This is a genomic window from Caminibacter pacificus (assembly GCF_003752135.1).
In the GTDB taxonomy this organism is placed as follows: Bacteria; Campylobacterota; Campylobacteria; order Campylobacterales; family Nautiliaceae; genus Caminibacter; species Caminibacter pacificus.
Genome location: NZ_RJVK01000002.1, coordinates 1 through 17,363 on the forward strand (window position 1 = coordinate 1; position 17,363 = coordinate 17,363).

The 17,363-nt window shown below is 32.0% G+C and carries 15 protein-coding genes; 1 reads left to right on the forward strand and 14 read right to left on the reverse strand.

Annotation, left to right across the window (positions count from 1 at the left end; translation table 11 throughout):
• Nucleotides 1-154: 154 nt before the first annotated feature.
• The 6 genes from EDC58_RS03680 to EDC58_RS10065 all read right to left on the reverse strand — a co-directional run bounded on the left by EDC58_RS03680 (nucleotide 155) and on the right by EDC58_RS10065 (nucleotide 7,478).
• Entirely contained in the window at nucleotides 155-865 is a 711-nt protein-coding gene (locus EDC58_RS03680) for a hypothetical protein (protein WP_123352162.1), read from the reverse strand.
• A 1-nt stretch (nucleotide 866) separates the two neighbouring features.
• Nucleotides 867-2,714 (reverse strand): citrate/2-methylcitrate synthase, encoded by a 1,848-nt coding sequence (locus EDC58_RS03685; RefSeq protein ID WP_123352163.1) that lies wholly within the window; start codon nucleotides 2,712-2,714, stop codon nucleotides 867-869.
• Complete coding sequence (locus EDC58_RS03690; protein WP_123352164.1) at nucleotides 2,714-4,048, reverse strand: ATP citrate lyase citrate-binding domain-containing protein; 1,335 nt, start codon at nucleotides 4,046-4,048, stop codon at nucleotides 2,714-2,716. Before EDC58_RS03690 ends, EDC58_RS03685 begins: the two co-directional genes overlap by 1 nt.
• A gap of 77 nt (nucleotides 4,049-4,125) precedes the next feature.
• Nucleotides 4,126-4,896 (reverse strand): hypothetical protein, encoded by a 771-nt coding sequence (locus tag EDC58_RS03695; RefSeq protein ID WP_235823170.1) that lies wholly within the window; start codon nucleotides 4,894-4,896, stop codon nucleotides 4,126-4,128.
• Nucleotides 4,897-5,270: 374 nt separating this feature from the next.
• The gene (locus EDC58_RS03700) at nucleotides 5,271-5,834 is read right to left on the reverse strand and encodes an anthranilate synthase component II (RefSeq protein ID WP_123352166.1); all 564 of its coding nucleotides are present in this window, start codon (nucleotides 5,832-5,834) and stop codon (nucleotides 5,271-5,273) included.
• Nucleotides 5,835-5,870: 36 nt separating this feature from the next.
• Nucleotides 5,871-7,478, reverse strand: coding sequence for a methyl-accepting chemotaxis protein (locus EDC58_RS10065; RefSeq protein WP_123352167.1), 1,608 nt, complete (start codon nucleotides 7,476-7,478; stop codon nucleotides 5,871-5,873).
• Between the two features lie 106 nt (nucleotides 7,479-7,584).
• Here EDC58_RS10065 and EDC58_RS03710 point away from each other — a divergent pair, with 106 nt between their 5' ends.
• Complete coding sequence (locus tag EDC58_RS03710; RefSeq protein ID WP_123352168.1) at nucleotides 7,585-8,481, forward strand: methylenetetrahydrofolate reductase; 897 nt, start codon at nucleotides 7,585-7,587, stop codon at nucleotides 8,479-8,481.
• Here EDC58_RS03710 and EDC58_RS03715 read toward each other — a convergent pair.
• From EDC58_RS03715 to EDC58_RS03750, 8 genes are all read right to left on the reverse strand, one after another.
• Nucleotides 8,478-9,359, reverse strand: coding sequence for a hypothetical protein (locus EDC58_RS03715; RefSeq protein ID WP_136779787.1), 882 nt, complete (start codon nucleotides 9,357-9,359; stop codon nucleotides 8,478-8,480). The two genes, EDC58_RS03710 and EDC58_RS03715, sit on opposite strands and share 4 nt — an antisense overlap.
• A gap of 3 nt (nucleotides 9,360-9,362) precedes the next feature.
• Nucleotides 9,363-9,953, reverse strand: coding sequence for a winged helix-turn-helix domain-containing protein (locus EDC58_RS03720; protein WP_123352170.1), 591 nt, complete (start codon nucleotides 9,951-9,953; stop codon nucleotides 9,363-9,365).
• On the reverse strand, nucleotides 9,950-10,543 hold the full coding sequence (locus EDC58_RS03725; protein ID WP_123352171.1) for a tetratricopeptide repeat protein: 594 nt from the start codon (nucleotides 10,541-10,543) through the stop codon (nucleotides 9,950-9,952). Before EDC58_RS03725 ends, EDC58_RS03720 begins: the two co-directional genes overlap by 4 nt.
• The gene (locus EDC58_RS10355) at nucleotides 10,518-12,536 is read right to left on the reverse strand and encodes an urea transporter (RefSeq protein WP_123352172.1); all 2,019 of its coding nucleotides are present in this window, start codon (nucleotides 12,534-12,536) and stop codon (nucleotides 10,518-10,520) included. Before EDC58_RS10355 ends, EDC58_RS03725 begins: the two co-directional genes overlap by 26 nt.
• A gap of 1 nt (nucleotide 12,537) precedes the next feature.
• A complete protein-coding gene (locus tag EDC58_RS03735; protein ID WP_123352173.1) occupies nucleotides 12,538-13,872 on the reverse strand; it encodes an alanine racemase in 1,335 nt (444 codons plus the stop codon).
• An 11-nt stretch (nucleotides 13,873-13,883) separates the two neighbouring features.
• Nucleotides 13,884-14,888 (reverse strand): ATP-grasp domain-containing protein, encoded by a 1,005-nt coding sequence (locus tag EDC58_RS03740; protein ID WP_123352174.1) that lies wholly within the window; start codon nucleotides 14,886-14,888, stop codon nucleotides 13,884-13,886.
• A complete protein-coding gene (locus EDC58_RS03745) occupies nucleotides 14,885-15,121 on the reverse strand; it encodes a PqqD family protein (protein ID WP_123352175.1) in 237 nt (78 codons plus the stop codon). The genes EDC58_RS03740 and EDC58_RS03745 overlap by 4 nt, the downstream gene beginning before the upstream one ends.
• Nucleotides 15,122-15,184: 63 nt before the next feature.
• Nucleotides 15,185-17,308, reverse strand: a complete 2,124-nt coding sequence (locus EDC58_RS03750; protein ID WP_123352176.1) for a TRAP transporter permease — start codon at nucleotides 17,306-17,308, stop codon at nucleotides 15,185-15,187.
• Nucleotides 17,309-17,363: the final 55 nt, after the last annotated feature.

Below are 17,363 nucleotides of genomic sequence, written 5' to 3' on the forward strand. Positions count from 1 at the left end.
GCTCTCCCGCGTTTTGGGACTGAAAGTATATAATATTCCTACCCTCTTGTCAAGAGTTTTTTCCTCTTTTTTAGGAAATTTTATGAAATTTTTTTGAAAATTAACATTAAACGCCGAAATCTGGGAGTTTTTCTTTGAAGAAAATTTTTAAAAATTAATTACATTTACTTTGAAAGACTTCACCACTTGGAGTAATATTTAATCTAATACATTCATTACATACATTATCTCTACATAAATCAATTTTTATATTATTTGTTACTAATACTCTTTCATTTTTATAAAGAGGATATTCATTACCTACATGGTTTATATTTCCTTCACTTAAAAATAAATTACCAAAATTATCAAATAGGATTCTTTTTGAATTAGTTGAAGAAGAAATTACTGTGCCATTAAATTTAATTAGTTTTATTCCATAAGTTTTGGTTAAATTTAATTTTTTATTAGCAGTAGGAGTATTATAATTACCATCCAAATATTTATGGGTAAGCGGATCTCTAGCAAATTCGCTTACAGGGTTCCCAATATGATCGAAATAAGTAGTGCTCTTAGTTGAATCGCTAAATATTTCATAAAAATATTCATTATTACTATTTACACTAAATCTTATTTGCCACCACTGCATAAACCAAAATTTACTTTGATTAGTATCAGCAGATGAAGTACTTTTAGGGAAAGGTTGATATTTATCATCTTTCATCGCAAGTGATTCTGTATAACGAATATGATTTTCAACTTGGTCGGCAGCGACTTTGAGATTGTTGTCGAAGAAATTGAAATTTATCGTATAAGCGATAATTCCAATAATTATTATTACAATGATTAATTCAATAATAGTAAAAGAAGGCTTAAGAGCCTTCATATTAAAGTTCTTCCGCTTTGTCAACTTGGTAAAGAATGTCATCCCATGGATGTCTATACATTGGCATACCAAGTCTTTTTTCATCAAGGATATGTCCGATAAATCCGATACTTCTTCCTAAGATAAAGAATGCGTTAAGAGTACCTGATTCAATAAATTCTTCGATTTCTTTTTCAGAATATCCTAACGCTCTCCACATATCAACCATTAAAATTCCGATAGTACCGTCAACGTTAAGAATTAAGTTTTCTTTTTTAGAAGTTGTTTCTTTTTCAACTTCTAAAGCATAATCAAGTAATGGTGTTGCAGGGAAGAATTCAGCCGCATATTTTTTAAGACCTTCAACCCTTTTATCAGGATTTCTTACAGATTTGATTCTATGTCCGATTCCAGGAATTGGAATACCTTGTTTTTTCATATATGCTAGGAATTCTTTCGGACTCATTCCGTTATCATGAGCATATTTGAAATATTTAGCTGCACCGTCAATCGCTCCACCGAATCTCGGTCCGATTGTTAAAAGTCCTGTTACAAGAGATTCAACAACAGATTTTCCAGCTCTTGCAGTAACTTTTGCATTGTGAGCACCAGATACCGCAGGACCATGGTCTGCAACAGTTTTAATTACAGTTTCGATGAAATCAGTTGCCCATTTAGGATATCTTTTTTTGAACCATAACAATGTAATAACATCACCGATACTATATCCTGTATCTGGAGTAGCAACTTGTGAAATTGGAATACCTGCATATACTGCCTCTTCACCTCTATCATCAGAAATAGTACATACGAAGTTTCTTGGTTTTCTAATTTTTCCTTTTGCAAGTGCTTTTGCATAATCTTCAGGAATAGTAGGTACTTCCGGTTCTTCGATATCTTGAATTACACCTTCACCTTTAAGTTGTTCATAAACTCCTCTAATTACATGCGGTAAGTCGTTGAAGTTATCTGGTACGTGAATTCCAGCTTCTTTCATAGCTCTGTTTTTAGCTTCCGCTGTTTCTTCTTCAGCATTTGCACTCGCACCTGCGTGTCCGAATTGTACTCCGCTTGAGAAATGTTTAGCAATTGTACCGATACACCATCCGATTACAGGTTTTGTAATTTTACCTTCTTTAATTGCTTCAATAATTTTGTATTCTTCTCTACCACCAACTTCACCAAGTAAAATCATATATTTAACTTGAGGGTTTTTCTCCATTCTAAGCATATGATCGATAAATGTAGAACCTACGAATCTATCACCACCGATTGCAACACCTTCGGCAATACCGTCAGCATTAAGTGCAACGATATTTGAAAGTTCGTTGAAAAGACCACCACTTCTTGTTACAAGTCCTGCACTTCCAGGTCTATGAAGTTTTGATTTTACGATATTTTCAATAGTACCACCAATGTTCGCAACTTTGAATGCACCCGGAGTAATCGCACCAACAGTTGCAGGTCCGATAATAGTTACACCTTTTTGACGAGCTTTTTTATTCATAAGTCTAGCAAGTCTCTCAGGAATACCCTCAGCAGTAATCATAATTACTCTGAACTGATCCATATCAAGAGCTTCGTTTGTTACGTCATAAGCCGTTCTGAATGATGCAAAGTTTAGAAGTACGTCAGCATCCGGATGATTTTTTACAGCTTCTGCAGTACTTCTATAAATAGGAATCATAACTTCGTCAGTTCCGAAAAAGAATTTTTCGAATTTATTGCTGCTTGTAGGAGCTACGATAGCAGCAATTGACGGTTTTTCTCTTTGAATTACATAATCATAATCAAGCATTCTTTGAATTGCAGATTTATTATTATTCCAGAAAATTGCTTGTGTATCCCTCGTAAATAGTGCGTTACTCATTATTTCGCTCCTTTTTTATCATCTTCAAGTGCCATTCTTACGATATCAGTAATATGTGTTTCCGGTCCAAATACTTTAATCGGAAGACCAAGTCTCTCAGCCGCTTCTTTAATATCTTTTAGACCTTTTTCGTAGTTTGGTCCACCTCTTCTTACGTAAATTCTCACACCAACGTCTTTCATTTTATCAGCGTATTTTTCAAATGCTTGGATGATACCTGTAAATGTTTTAGCAACGTCAGTAAAGTTCGCAATAGCCCCACCGATAATTAAAATCTTATCTCTACCTTTAGGGTCTTTTTCTCTTGTCATTAAATCAAGTACCGTTTCAGTATAAAATCTTGTTTCATCAGTTGTAGGACCACCTGAATATTCTCCGTAGTTCGCAAGGTCTTCAACTCCACCTGCAAGGTCGGCAATAGTATCAGCATATACAACCGAAGCACCACCACCCGCAACAAGTGTCCAAATTCTACCTTTTGGATTAAGTACCGTTAATTTTAATGATGCACCTGTTTTAGCGTCTGCTTCAGCAATTGCTTTTTCTTCAGGTGATTTTTCAGGCATACCGAATGGTGTAGGGAATTCGATATCACCCCATTTGTCTTTCATCATAAATCCAGCAGTATCGTCAAGTCTTGCAACAAGGTCAAGAAGATATACGTTATCACCAACGATAACTACCGGGTTAATTTCAAGATATGCAAAGTTTAAGTCTCTAAAGAATTTATAAAAGTTAATTGCAAATTTTTTATATACTTCTTTTTTATCCGCCGGGATATCAGCAGGAATATTTTCAGAAATAATTTTTTCAATTTCTTCATCAGTCGCATCGATAGGAATTTTAACTTCAGTTACTTTATCCCAATTTTCTTCAACTTCCATACCACCGTGCGCTGACATATAAAGTACGTCATAGTTTTCATCAAGAGTAGTAGCAGCAATATAATATTCTTCATCTTCTGTATGCGGTGTAAACGGTTCTACGATAAAATGAGTCAGTTCACCTTTTGCCCCGCTTAATAAAGTAACTTCACCGCTTCTTTTTTCATCAATCCATTTAGCTGCGTCTTCAAGCGTAACGTCACCTGGTTTGTTTACTTTGAAAAGTACGAGGTTGTTTTTACCTCTTTTACCGAAAAGCATATCAGGTTTTGCAACAAGAGGTTTTTCCTTTAACCACTCGTATCCTGGTTCGTTTGCTTTTGCTTTTAATTCATCTCCACTTGTTACTAAAACACTTTCAAATGGATAATTTAGACCTTCAAAATATTTATCCCAATTTTCTTTGAAAAGTCTTTTTCCGTCATATTCGCGTATTGGTTTTTGAGCCATTAATACTCCTTAGGATTTTTATTTTAGAAATTGTAACATTTTGTATAAATTATTATTCTTTTTGTTATAAAATTTTTTTATAAAGTGTTTAAATTCGAAACATTAATTTCATAAATTTTTCTTTTTTTGTGAAAAATCGAAACTTTTTGTTCACTTTTTGAATATTTCAGATAAAACTCTTCGCCTTTATTTATTCCGTAAAAGTACAAACTTTTACACAAATATTTATTATTGCAAGCTATATAATCTATCTTTTTATCTTTTAAAATTTTAACAATAGGCTTGATAAAATAGAAACTGTTACTCAAATTTTTAGCGGGAGTATATCTGTTTAAAAAGATTGCAATATCAAAAAGAATCAAACTACCGAAAAGAAAAGAAAATATTATTTTATAACCTCTCCTAAATTGAGGAAGTCTTACTCGATATGAATTCAAAAAAATTTTTACCATATAGATAATATAAATAAGAGCAAACGGAGCATAATCATCTATACGAATATGTTGTCTAAAAGATAAAAGTATCGATAATAAAAAAGTGAGAGCCGAAATATAATAAATTATATCTTTTTGTAAAAAAGCACCTTTATATAAAGTATAAACATAATAAACAAATACAAAAGGAGAAAAAATCAAAAAATACGTTCCCAAAACATCTAAAAAATAACCTCTTGGTTTACCGCCTATTTCATAATTAAAAATATTTGCATTTATTGCAAAAAGAAACAATACGAAAAATAAAAACTTCGTATCTCTTTTATAAATCGCATAAAATATTAATGCAAAATATAAATTTATAAACGCATAATCTATAAAAGCATATGAAAAAAGCAACAGATAAGAAAACAATTTATTCTTTTTATATGTATAAACAAATATAATTGTCAAAAAAATTAAAAAAATAGATTTATTTACGATTAAAGATGAAATTATAAAACCCGGTATCAAAGAAAAAATAATTACATCAAACTCCAAATCTTTTTGTTTTTTAAAATAATTCTTGGAAAGTAAATAAAAAATAATTACACTTAAAATACTAAAAAAAACAGGAACTATTCTTAATGTAAGGTCATTTTTACCTAAAAAAACGAAAAAAATTTCATAAATATATTTTAAAAACCAAACTTTTTCATAAGATTGAACTTCTACTATTGAAAAAGATAAAAAATTCACTCCATACCATAACAAGAAAAGATAATAAAAAAAGAAAAAAAGAAGAAGTCTCATAACTCTAAAAAGTTTTTAATAATCTCTTTTCCGTATTCACTCATAATCGATTCAGGGTGAAATTGTACTCCGTAAATAGGTTTATCTTTTACACGCAGAGACATTATCTCTTTGTCATCTTTCGAAAAAGAGGTAGGAATAATATTTTTAGGCAAATTTTCAGGATTAACTACCAAAGAGTGATATCTTGTTACTCTGAATTCATTTGGCAAATCTTTGTAAATATCGTCTTTTATTGTAATATGAATATCACTTGTTTTGCCGTGCATCAAATTTTTAGCTCTTATGATTTCGCCACCGAATGCATAAGCAATTGATTGATGTCCCAAACAAACACCCAAAATCGGCTTTTGTATTTTTTTTATCACCTCGACACTAACACCGGCTTCTTTAGGAGTGGAAGGTCCGGGAGAGATAATTATTTTTTCCGGGTTTAACTTTTTTATCTCTTCCACACTCAATTCGTCGTTTCTGATAACCTTTAGATTAGCTCCTAAATCAAGGCAATATTGAACGATATTATAAGTAAAACTATCGTAATTATCAATCATTAAAATCATAAAGTGCCTTTTTTAGAGCTATTTTATCAAATTTTTTTAAGCTTTATATAGCCTCATAATCGAATCAAGTTTATTTACAGAGTTATCCAAACTTTTAATAGCCATATTAATTTCTTCAATACTTTTCGTATTATCAAGTGAAATTTTTAATAAATTATCCATTTTTTCACTAACTTCTTGAATTAAGTTAGTAACTTCTTCAAAATCTTCTACTAATACTTCGACTTTTGAAGTAGAACTTTTCATCTTATCCAAACTACTTAAAATTTCCTCTTTTGTTACATGAGTTTCATCTGACAAACTTACGATTTCTTTTGAATTTTCATTTATATCTCCGCTCGCTTCTAAAACAGATTTTACTATTAAATTTAAAGTAGCATCAATTTCTGTCAATGAATTTTGAGTCTTTTCCGCAAGCTTTCTTACTTCATCTGCAACAACGGCAAACCCTCTTCCATGCTCTCCTGCTCTTGCCGCTTCAATAGCCGCATTTAAAGCTAAAAGATTTGTCTGGTCTGCAATTTCACGAATAACATCCAAAATAGATTTTACGTTTTGAGCTTCTTGACTTAATTGTTTTATTTTTTCCGCTAATTGACTTTCTTTGTCAGAAATTATCAAAACTTTTTGAGACAATTTATCAATTTGATTACTTGCATTATCCAATTCATCCTGCGTTGAAATAATATCGGTTTTTGTTGAAAGTGCGAACTCTTTTGAATTTTCCACTTTTTCTAAAATGGCTTTTAAAGCATTATCAATTTTTTCAATATATTTTGATTCTTCTATAATTCTTTTTTCAACTTTAGCAGAATTATCAGCTAATGCATTAGCCGTACTTGCGTTTTGATTACTTAAATTTTTAGTCTCAAGAATAGTTTCTTGAAGTTTTTCAATAAGAAGATTCATATTTTTTGCAACTTCACCTATTTCATCATTACGTTTAATTTCGATTCTTTTCGTTAAATCCCCTTCACCGTTTACAATATTTAAAATATTTTTATTTAATAAATCAAATGAATTCATTAACCTTTTATAAATATAAATCATAGCACCGCCAATTAACAATAACAATATCAAAAATAGTACAGAAATAACTATAGTCGTATTCAACACTTCATTATCTACTTTTTTTAATATATTCACGAGTTTAACTTCATGCTTTTTAATAAACTTATTTAAAAAACTTGTTAGTTTTTCGGCATATATATCTACTTGTTCCATAAGCTTATTTTTTGTTTTTATATGTCCTTGAATGTAAACATTTACCATTTGAAGGCTCAATTTATAAAATTTATCCAAATCTTTTTCAAATTGTAACAACAACTGATAAACTTTTGGATTATCAACTTTATGAACTTTTTGAAGCTTTTTAAGAATTTTTTTTGCATTTAAATAATGCTTTTGAGCCTCTTGCAAACTAGTTTTGTCGTTAGTTAATGCCGCATCCGTAGTAAACTGTTGTATTTGGACAATATTGTCTTTTAATGCATAAAAACTCAATAACGAAGGAATCACATGTTCGATTGAAACATCAATTTCTTTTTTTACATTTGAAGAAAGAGTGTAAAGAAATACACCGCTACCCACAATAAAAACAAACACTACAGCACCTACTGTCTGAAAAAATCCTCTGATACTCATCACCAACCTTTTTCTTTTTTTTACATAAGTCTTACATATGTTAATATCGTCATTTAGATAATTTTTTTTATAAACTTTTGGTAAAATTTTAAGAAAAAGGCAATTGATGCTAAAAGAGAAGTTGAAAGACAAAATAATTACACTAGAAACAACCCCGCCAAAATCGCCGACTCTTAATGAAATGCTAAAAAAACTCGAAGATTCAAAAGCATACGAATACATTGACGGCTTTTCTACTACGGATTGTCCTTTGAGTAAATTAAAATATAATTCGATAATTGCAGCTTACAGACTACAAGAAAAGTTTAAAAAACCCGTAATTGCTACTATGACTATGAGAGACAGAAATAAAATCGCTCTTCAAAGCGACCTCTTAGGAGCAAACGATTTGGGAATAACCAATATTTTAGCACTAACAGGAGACCCGGCAAAAATGTCTGACCAGCCGAATGTAAAAGGTGTTGTGGAAGGTAGTAGCTTATTACTGCTTGAAATAATTAGAGCTTTTAATAACGGAATGGATTACGGTGGAAAAGAATTCAAAATCAAACCAAAGCCAATAACTCCTTTTGCGGTTAGCAATTCATACGCAAAAAACTTCTCGACTATCGAAAGAAAAATATTTAAAAAAGTAAAAAATTACGCCGTTGGTATCATTACTCAGCCTGTATATGATATTGAAATAGTTGATAAAATGATAGGAATAAGAAATAAAGTCAGAAAAGAATTTGAAGATGAAAGAAAAGAGTTTGAAATTATTTTCGGATTTTTCCCAATTACAAGGCTTAAAACCGCACAATTTTTACATTCTCACGTTCCGGGAATATACGTACCCGATAAATGGATAGAAAAACTTATAAAAGCACATAAAATAAGTGAAGAAGAAGAATACAAAGTAGGACTTGAACTTAGCAGAAATCTTTTTCAAAAACTTTTAAAAATTCATCCTAAAATTCATATTATGACTGCAAACAGATTCGAAATCGTAAAAGAGCTTTTTTAAAAAGCTCTTGAATACGATAATAAATAAACTGCTGAATTCACATCAACACCGTCTTCTTTAAAACTTGAATATGTAAATCCTACACCGAAAGTATTTACTTTATCCCATGTATATTTTACATTTACTCCGAAGCTGTTTTTATATTCTTCTCCAAGATTATATACCACAAAACCGCCGTTTTCTACTCTATAAGCACTTTTTCCAAAATTAGCACTAAGTGTTGTAGTCCAGTTTTTAATGTAATTACTTAAAGTAATATTATAATTTCTATAATTTTGTCTTCCTGTAACACCTTTATCTGTAATATGAATTAGATTTGCTTGAAATTTTAAATAAAAACTTCCGCTTGGCGAATAATAATTTCCAAAATTAAATCCGACATAAGGAGAAACTTGCTTAACGTTAAATCCATCATAATAAGAAGCATAATAATCCATTCCTGCATTATATTTTAGATATTTATAATATTCTAATCCCACAATATATACATTATCAAAACTATCATTATTGTTTTTTTGGTCTATAAACATCGAATGAGCACCTAATTTAAAAGCAAACTTATCACCTAAATAAAAATTTATAATCCCAGTAATATCATTTTGATTATAATCGTTATTATTATAATCAACATTTGCAATAGAAATTTTATTATTTCTTGCATATTTTGCATATGACTTATAAGTAATATACGTATGTTCCGCGTCAAGTTCAAGTTTTATTTTATTAAAAAATTTACTGGCATATACACCGCCTACAAAACCGTAATCTTTAGCCGCTTCTTTTGAATAATCAATATAAGCCCCGTATGGCATTACAACTGTTCCTGCAGCAAATACACTACTCGCAAGTAACGCTGTACTTAAAATTAGCTTTTTCATCATTTACTCCTTTAATTTATATCCTAAATTTTTTACGTTTTCTATTTCAAATCCTAATTTTCTCAAATTCGAAATTATCACTTTTATCGAATTAATACTATCGATACTCTCACTCATAGCCGATATATCTTCTTTTGAGAGATATTTATTTCTATTTTTTATCAAAATAGCCAATACATCACTTTCAGCTTTTGTAAGTCTTAAAGGTTTAGAGTTTTCATATAATTGATTAGTACTTAAGTTAAAAATAAATTTTTTATATTTAAAAACTCTCGATTTTAATTTTATTACTTTTTTTTCTAAATATTCAAGTCTTATCTTAAGTTTATAAAGTTCATCATATGAATAACAATAATTCGCTACACTTAAAGCTTTTTTATAAATAAACTCATCACAAACTTTACAAACGAATATAATTATAACATCATCAGCTAAAAATTTTTTAATTTCGACTAAAGAAGGATAAAAATCAAAATTTAAAATAATTACGTCATATTTTTTTTCTATTACTCTTGTATAAAAATCGTCTTCGTTATTTACAAACTCTTTTTCAAAATCATAAATGTCCGTATAATCGAATACCAGTATTCTCATTTTTTCAAATACTCTTTCGCTATAACGTTATTCGGATCTAATATAAGAACGTCACTAAATATTTTTTTAGCCGTATCTTTTTTACCCATATACCAATAGTTTTCCGCTAATAAATTCAAAAACAATACGCTTGTAGGATATAGCGTAAGCATTTTTTGAGCAAGCTCGGAAGCTACTTTATAGTTTTTTTTACCCATAAGCGCAACTATTTCATAATAATTTCCGTAATAATTATAATAGTCGGTTTTAAGCAAAGAATTTCCGATTTTCAAAGAATTATCATAATCTCCAATAGTATTATAAACTCTCATAAGACCGAGTTTCGGCTCTACAGAATAAGGCAAAATCATTGCTGCTTTTTGATAATGTTTTATTGCGTTTTGATAGTTTTTGTTTAAATAAAAAAGCCAAGCAAGTCTAAGATTTATCGTATATCCGTCCGGATATTTTTTATATACGGGAATCAATACTTTAATAGCGTCTTTATAATCTCCCATTTTTTCATAATTATACGAAGAATAATACGCCTCTTTTATATCAAGTGCAAATAATGATAGTGTCAAACTAATAATTGCTATGATTTTTCTCATTAATTCTCCTTAGTTCAAAATTTTTTCCTTTAATTAGTGAAAACCCTTTTTCATAAAAAGAAAAATGTACTTCTCCGTACTTAGAAAAAACTTTCAATTTTTCTTTCGTATATTCCACTTTTTGGTTAAAAAATTTATGATTAAAAGAGCTTATAAACTGCATAATAGCAAGTTTGTGTAAACGAAACCTAAATTCTAAAGGTAACACATCAAAATATTTTACATTTTTGTTTATTAAAGGCAATTTCGGTAACAATTTAAAAAGCTCTTTTAAATACGACTCTCCACCTTTATAGTCGTAAAAATAAAAAAGTCTCTCGGCCGTATAAAAATAGAGCTCGTTTTCTCCATCAGTTAAGAAAAACTCACCTTTATCGTTCATTTTTACTTTAAAAATCACTTCTTTATTATTCGAATCCCTATATTTAAATTCATCATCCAAAATAAAATTAACTCTAAGTTTCATAGAATTATCAAGTACCGGTGCTTCTATACTTTCATATTCTTTTGGCAAATCATAATAATACAATTTTCCGTTTTTTATAAAATCCACAAACTTAAAAGGTAAAGTTTCACTTCCTAAAACCGCGTATTTTTGGACTTGGATATGAATATGAGGTTCGGGTGAATAGCCGCTATTTCCGCATTTTCCTATAATATCCCCTACTTTTACGTAATCTCCTACATTTACATTGATAGAATTTTGCATAAGATGAGAAATTTCTACATAATATCCGTAATCGCTTTTTATAATTATATAGTTACCCCAATTATTCACTCTATCTACGTTACCTATAAAATTATCGGGCAAATCGTCTCTTTTTGCAACAACATATCCGTTAACGGGTGCCAATACCGGTTTGCCAAAAGCATAATAATCTTCTAAAAAAAGGCCGTCGTTTTGGTATGTTTTTCCATTCTTTTTTATTACGAAATCATAAGCGTATTTCCATTTTCCTTTATGAGTCCATTTCCCTTCAAATCCTTGATATACAAACCATTCTCCCGAAAATGGAAGATAAATTTTTATTCCGTCTCCTCCGAACCTATAAATTTTGCTCAAATAATAACTAAGCGACTTTTCAGGAGTTTCCTTTATATAATAATTAAAATATTTATATCCGACCCAATAAAGCAAAATCAAAAACGAAACCACAATAATATTAAAAGGAAGCGTATAAACAGGCAGTGAGTAGATATTAAAAAATACTTGCATCGCATCTATAAAAACGACACTTATAATCACTCCTATTAAAGCTAAAAGGTAGTTTTTCGGATGTGGAATCAAAAATATTCCCCCAAGAGCCATAGCTATAAGAATAAAATTAAAGTTATAAATAGAACTCACCGCTTCGTAATAAGGTACGAAAATAGCATGTGTGTAAACACCGACTACAAACCCTAAAACAGCCATAAAAAACATTATTCTCGATATTGAAAAAATAATGATAGAAATTACAACTCCCGCTATTACATAAGGCAAAAACAGTATCGTTCCCATCGATTTAAAAAAAGAATCTATAAAAACATTATGGAAACTAAAATCGATAAAAGGAGTTCGGTGAAGTAGATTTGATAAAAGATTGGTGTATTTTAAACTCGCAAGATAAAAAAGCATACTTACTACCGCAAACGGAAAAGATAAAATCGGCACGTTAAACCAAGAAAAAAATTTGTTTAATGAAAACGAAAATAAAAAAGTAATAATTGAAAGTAAAATAGTTAAAATTATAGCCGCATAACTTATATCAAAAAAATATCCTACTCCCATACCTACAAGTAATGAGTTGTATAAATAAAATCCGTATTTTAAATATTCCTCTCTTATTCCTACGATTTCCGCAAAAGCAATAGTCGAAACTATTGAAATAATCGCATAAAAACCTACACTCGGCAACAAAAAAGATAAAATAAAAAGAAAAATCCCCACCCACCAATAATTTAAAAAAATTATGGCTGAGTAAGGTTTAAAAAAGAGTTTTATCTTCTCCATTTTACTTCAAATACTCCGGAAGCACTTCTTTTTCAACTACATAATCCAAGTCATCAGCTTCTCTTATGAGATGAGGCGTTCCGTTCGTATCTATCAACACGGCTCTTGGTCTGTATCTAATAAACTGCATAGATTGTGTAATATTATAAGCCCCAACAGGCCAAATAGTAAGAACACTTCCTCTATCAAGCGGAGGTAAAGTAATATTTTCCGCTATAACGTCAATATTCATACAAAGCGGTCCGTTTATTTGGCTCGGTTCGTTAAGACCTTCGTATCTTTTATCAAGGAAAATATTAAAGTTATACCAAAACGCAGTATATAATAGATTCACACCCGCATCAACGATATAACTTTTCTTTCCGTCAGGCAATCTTTTACTCGCAAATACTGTTGTCAATAAATATCCCGCTTCATCAATCAGAGCTCTTCCGGTTTCAAGATATAGTTTCGGAAGTTTTCCTTCGTTGTATTCGTAAATCGCGCTTGTAATAGCTTCCGCATACTCTTCGGCAGTAGGCACTACCACTTCCGGAGCTTGATAAACTCCTTTTAATCTGTTTTTACTTGCAAAACCACCGCCTACGTCGATGTATTCTATTTCATATCCGAAATCCTTTTCGACTCTGTTTTTGAGCTGAATTAATTTTTTCGTTTCGTTTTTGTATGCTTCGGCACTCAACATAAATGTTCCGATATGAGAATGAAGACCGGTTAAGATTAATTTTTTACCCTCATAAATTCTTTTTACGGCGTCATAAGCTTCGCCGTTATCGATATTAAACCCGAATCTACTCCAAGCAGGATAAACTCCCGTATCCATATTGCATCTGATAGCTACTGGAATTTCCATTCCGAGCTCATCCGCTATCTCCTCAAGGTCGTTAATCTCATACCAATGGTCGATATGAATTTTCGCTCCCTCTTTTACGGCAACTTTAAGTGCATCTTTAGGTTTATACGGTCCGTTGAAAATAATATCTTTTCCTTCAATACCAAGACGTCTTGCTTTTTGATATTCAAATTCGCTAACCACCTCGGCTTTACTTCCCAATTTATGATAAATCTTACAAATAGCGTCAAGATAATTGGTTTTATAACTCCACCAAAATTCAACTTCAGGATATCTGCTTGTAAATTCTTCTTTGAATTCTTTATATTTCTCTTCAATCACTCTTTGTGAAAAAACAAAAAGAGGAGAGCCGAATTTTTCAGTCAATTCGTGAACGTCCACTCCGTCTATTTCGCTTTTTATTCTTTGAGTTTTAAGAGGACTTCCGTATTTACTCGCAAGTGCGAAATCCACTCTGTTTATTGTTGGTTTTTCATATTTCATATTTCAGCTCCTTATAGCTCTTTTGTTGATAATAATTTTGAAAAATCACTAAAATCTCTCACAGTCTCTTCTACATATCTTACATACATTTTCTCAACCGGATACTCAAGATTCGGCGTTACTTTTTCGCCTTTTATAATATCCACCATCATTTTAGGAAGATTAATTCCAAGCATTGTCGCAAAATATACCCAAGCCGGAAATCTCGGATTAATTTCTATCAAATATACGTCGTTTCCGTTTGCTATAGCTTCAAGCTCGAAAGCTCCTCTCCATCCGGTAACTTCGACGAATTTTTTCGCCATTTCCAAAAGTTTTTCGTTTTTAATACTAACGGCACTCCAAACTTTTCCAAGGTCCGTAGTCGTTAGTTTTTTAATACCCACACCACCTAAAAGCTCTGCGTTTGCAAGTCCTACGTAGTTTATCTCTATACCGCTGACAACTTCTTGAACCAAAAGAGGAAAACCCCATTCGTTTGAAATTTTGTAATAATATTCAATCGCTTCGTCAAGATTATAAGCGATATAAGCTTTATAATAATTTCCTTTTACCATTACAGGAAAACCAATCTCTTTTGTCGCTTTTATCAAATCGTCAAGTGAAATTATTTCGATTGTTTTCGGGTGTTTTACACCGAGTTTTTCACTAAATTCGGGAAGTCTTTTTTTCTCCCTCATCTCAAAATTCTCAAGAGTCGGTAAAAAGGTCTTTATTCCCATTTTTTCAAGTTCGTTTTGATACTTAATATACATCGGAAGTTCGGCATCAAGATTCGGTATTAAAATATCAAGTCCGCTTTTTTCTTTTATTTGGTTAAGTCTTTGTTTCGTATCTTCCCAGCCGACACTCGGAAACGGCATTAAATAGACTTTTTCAAAAAGTCCTTGATAAATACCCGGTTCGTTCGGATCGTAACTCAAACCGATTAAATCATACTCGCTTAAACTTTTGGCAACAGGTACTCCGGGAGCGGGGTTGTCCGTGTTATTAAGACCGCTAAGTGCTATTTTCATTGAATAAGTCCGTAAACTTTCAATTTAATAAAAAAATCCTCGACATCAATATAAACTTTTCTCCAATCCTCCCCGCTCTCTTCGGATAAAATCTTAACAATCTCCTCTTTTGTTTTTCCCTCTTTTATAAGCTCAACTATTCTTTTTGCCGTTGAATTCAACTGAAAGCTCGTTCCCAAAGACGGAATAAATCCCATATTATTCTCGTCGATTACCATTTCGTTAATAAGCATAAACGCTCCTTTGTTTTATTTAAGGATATTATAAGAAAAAAAAGTAAAGAGAAGGTAAACGGCTTAGGCTTTTTGAGCTTTTTGCCAGAAGAAAATTACCGCCCATATCACCAAACCGATAGCGTAAGAGACGTATTCGTTAGGCAAATGTAAATATTTCACCATTAAATTAGGCAGCATAAAAAGAGGAACGGCTGCTAAGAAAAGAAGTCTTTGGATGATATTGATTCTTTTTAGGAAATAGCCCTGAGTTGCGGATGAGAAACTAAACATACCAAGAAGAGCCGTTATGAAAATAATTGCGATTTTTATCGGGTCGCTTATAAAAGTAAATTCGTTGTAATCCCATTCGTTTGTAGATGCTATAAGTAAAAGTTCCGTATTAAAGAAAAACATAAAAGGTAAAATCGCCGTTCTTATGTCATACGCAAAACCTTGAAGTCCGGTTTTTATAGGGTCTGCTTTTGCAATCCCCGCAGCCGCGTATGCCGCAATACCTACAGGAGGAGTATCGTCAGCTAAAATACCGAAATAAAATACGAACAGGTGTGCAGCAATTGCAGGAATCAAAAATCCGTTATCTTGAGCGAGTTGCAACATAACGGGAGCCGTTAAAGACGCAACTACGATATAGTTTGCCGTAGTTGGAAGCCCCATACCCAAAATCAAAGAAATAAACGCAGTAAGTAAAAGAACGATTAAAATATTTCCGTTTGATAGAGTGTCTATTACGTCAAGAAGCACTTGACCGATACCCGTAAGTGTAATACTTCCCACAACAATACCGGCAATAGCCGTTGCAAGTGCGATAGGCACCATATTTCTTGCTCCGTTTACCATTCCATGGAAAATATCGATAAAACCTTGGATAAAGTCTTGTTTTTGAAGTTTTCTTTTTTCGATAAATAGTGCATAAAAAGGATATTGAATAATCATAATCACCATCAAAAGCCAAATTGCGCTAAAAGCCGCCATTTGAGCCGATTGTCTAAGAACGATAAGTACATACATCAAATAAACGACAGGAATCAAATAATGAAGACCGCTTATAAACGTTTTAAGTTTCGGCGGAAGATTTCTCGGGTCTTCACCTTTTAGACCCAATTTTTTAGCTTCCAAATGAACGATATATAAAAGCGCTAAGTAACTCACAACCGCTGGAATTGCAGCGGCTATAATCACATCCGTATAAGCAAGTCCCAAAAATTCCGCGATAATAAACGCTGCAGCTCCCATTACAGGCGGCATAAGCTGTCCGTTTGTAGAAGCGGCGACTTCTACGGCCGCAGCTTTTTCAGGTGGAAATCCTGCTTTTTTCATAAGAGGAATTGTAAATACACCCGTAGTAACTACGTTAGCCGTAGAACTACCGCTGATAATCCCGGTAAGTCCGCTTGCAACGACACTCGCTTTTGCCGGACCTCCGCTATATTTACCCAAAAACGCATACGCAAGCTTGATAAAATATTCACCTGCCCCGGCTCTCTCAAGCAAACTACCGAATAATACGAACAAAAACACGAATCCCGCCGATACGCCAAGAGGCACGCCGTAAATACCTTCGGTAGTCAAATACATCTGAGCTACGATTTTTTCGATACTCGCTCCCTTATGAGAAATAATCTCCGGCAAATACTGACCGAATTTATCATAAAGCAAAAAGACTATAGCCACGATACTTAAAGCCATACCGATAACTCTTCTCCCCGCTTCCAAAAGAATAATTATAAAAATAACTCCGATAACGATATCTCTTGTCAAATAATCACCGGGTCTATTAGAAAGACCGACATAGTCAATAGCAATATACGCAGCCCCAAGACCCCCGATTATCGCTAAAATCCAATCCCACCATTGAATGTTTTTTAGAAATTTCGGTTTTTTGGCAATAGGATAGATTAAAAATGCCAAAACCATTGCAAAAGCCAAGTGAATACTTCTGACAATAGTAGAATTTACAGGAAAATAACTGACGTAAAGTTGATATAAAGACCATGCGAAAGCTATAAGCGCAATCAACCAATAATAAACACTTTTTGGAGGAAAGTTTCTTTGACCTTCAAGCTCGGTTAATATCTTCTCTTCCAAATCCTTATCGACTTTACCCTCTTTAAGAGCTTCTTTTTCTACTTCGTCCACCTCTTTTTCAAGATTAGGATCGGCATCGAAAACTTCAGGTTTTGACATGGCTACTCCTTTTAAATTTGAAAAAAATAAAAAAGGCTTTTACCTTCTTTATTTT

Excerpts from the sequence above, each read along its gene's own strand:
- EDC58_RS10065 (WP_123352167.1), bottom strand. The coding sequence starts at position 7,478 with ATGAGTATCAGAGGATTTTTTCAGACAGTAGGTGCTGTAGTGTTTGTT.
- EDC58_RS03680 (WP_123352162.1), bottom strand. The coding sequence starts at position 865 with ATGAAGGCTCTTAAGCCTTCTTTTACTATTATTGAATTAATCATTGTA.
- EDC58_RS03715 (WP_136779787.1), bottom strand. The coding sequence starts at position 9,359 with ATGAAAAAGCTAATTTTAAGTACAGCGTTACTTGCGAGTAGTGTATTT.
- EDC58_RS03735 (WP_123352173.1), bottom strand. The coding sequence starts at position 13,872 with ATGAAATATGAAAAACCAACAATAAACAGAGTGGATTTCGCACTTGCG.
- EDC58_RS03725 (WP_123352171.1), bottom strand. The coding sequence starts at position 10,543 with ATGAGAAAAATCATAGCAATTATTAGTTTGACACTATCATTATTTGCA.
- EDC58_RS03685 (WP_123352163.1), bottom strand. The coding sequence starts at position 2,714 with ATGAGTAACGCACTATTTACGAGGGATACACAAGCAATTTTCTGGAAT.
- EDC58_RS03720 (WP_123352170.1), bottom strand. The coding sequence starts at position 9,953 with ATGAGAATACTGGTATTCGATTATACGGACATTTATGATTTTGAAAAA.
- EDC58_RS03750 (WP_123352176.1), bottom strand. The coding sequence starts at position 17,308 with ATGTCAAAACCTGAAGTTTTCGATGCCGATCCTAATCTTGAAAAAGAG.
- EDC58_RS03690 (WP_123352164.1), bottom strand. The coding sequence starts at position 4,048 with ATGGCTCAAAAACCAATACGCGAATATGACGGAAAAAGACTTTTCAAA.
- EDC58_RS03700 (WP_123352166.1), bottom strand. The coding sequence starts at position 5,834 with ATGATTTTAATGATTGATAATTACGATAGTTTTACTTATAATATCGTT.
- EDC58_RS03745 (WP_123352175.1), bottom strand. The coding sequence starts at position 15,121 with ATGCTTATTAACGAAATGGTAATCGACGAGAATAATATGGGATTTATT.
- EDC58_RS03740 (WP_123352174.1), bottom strand. The coding sequence starts at position 14,888 with ATGAAAATAGCACTTAGCGGTCTTAATAACACGGACAACCCCGCTCCC.
- EDC58_RS03710 (WP_123352168.1), top strand. The coding sequence starts at position 7,585 with ATGCTAAAAGAGAAGTTGAAAGACAAAATAATTACACTAGAAACAACC.
- EDC58_RS10355 (WP_123352172.1), bottom strand. The coding sequence starts at position 12,536 with ATGGAGAAGATAAAACTCTTTTTTAAACCTTACTCAGCCATAATTTTT.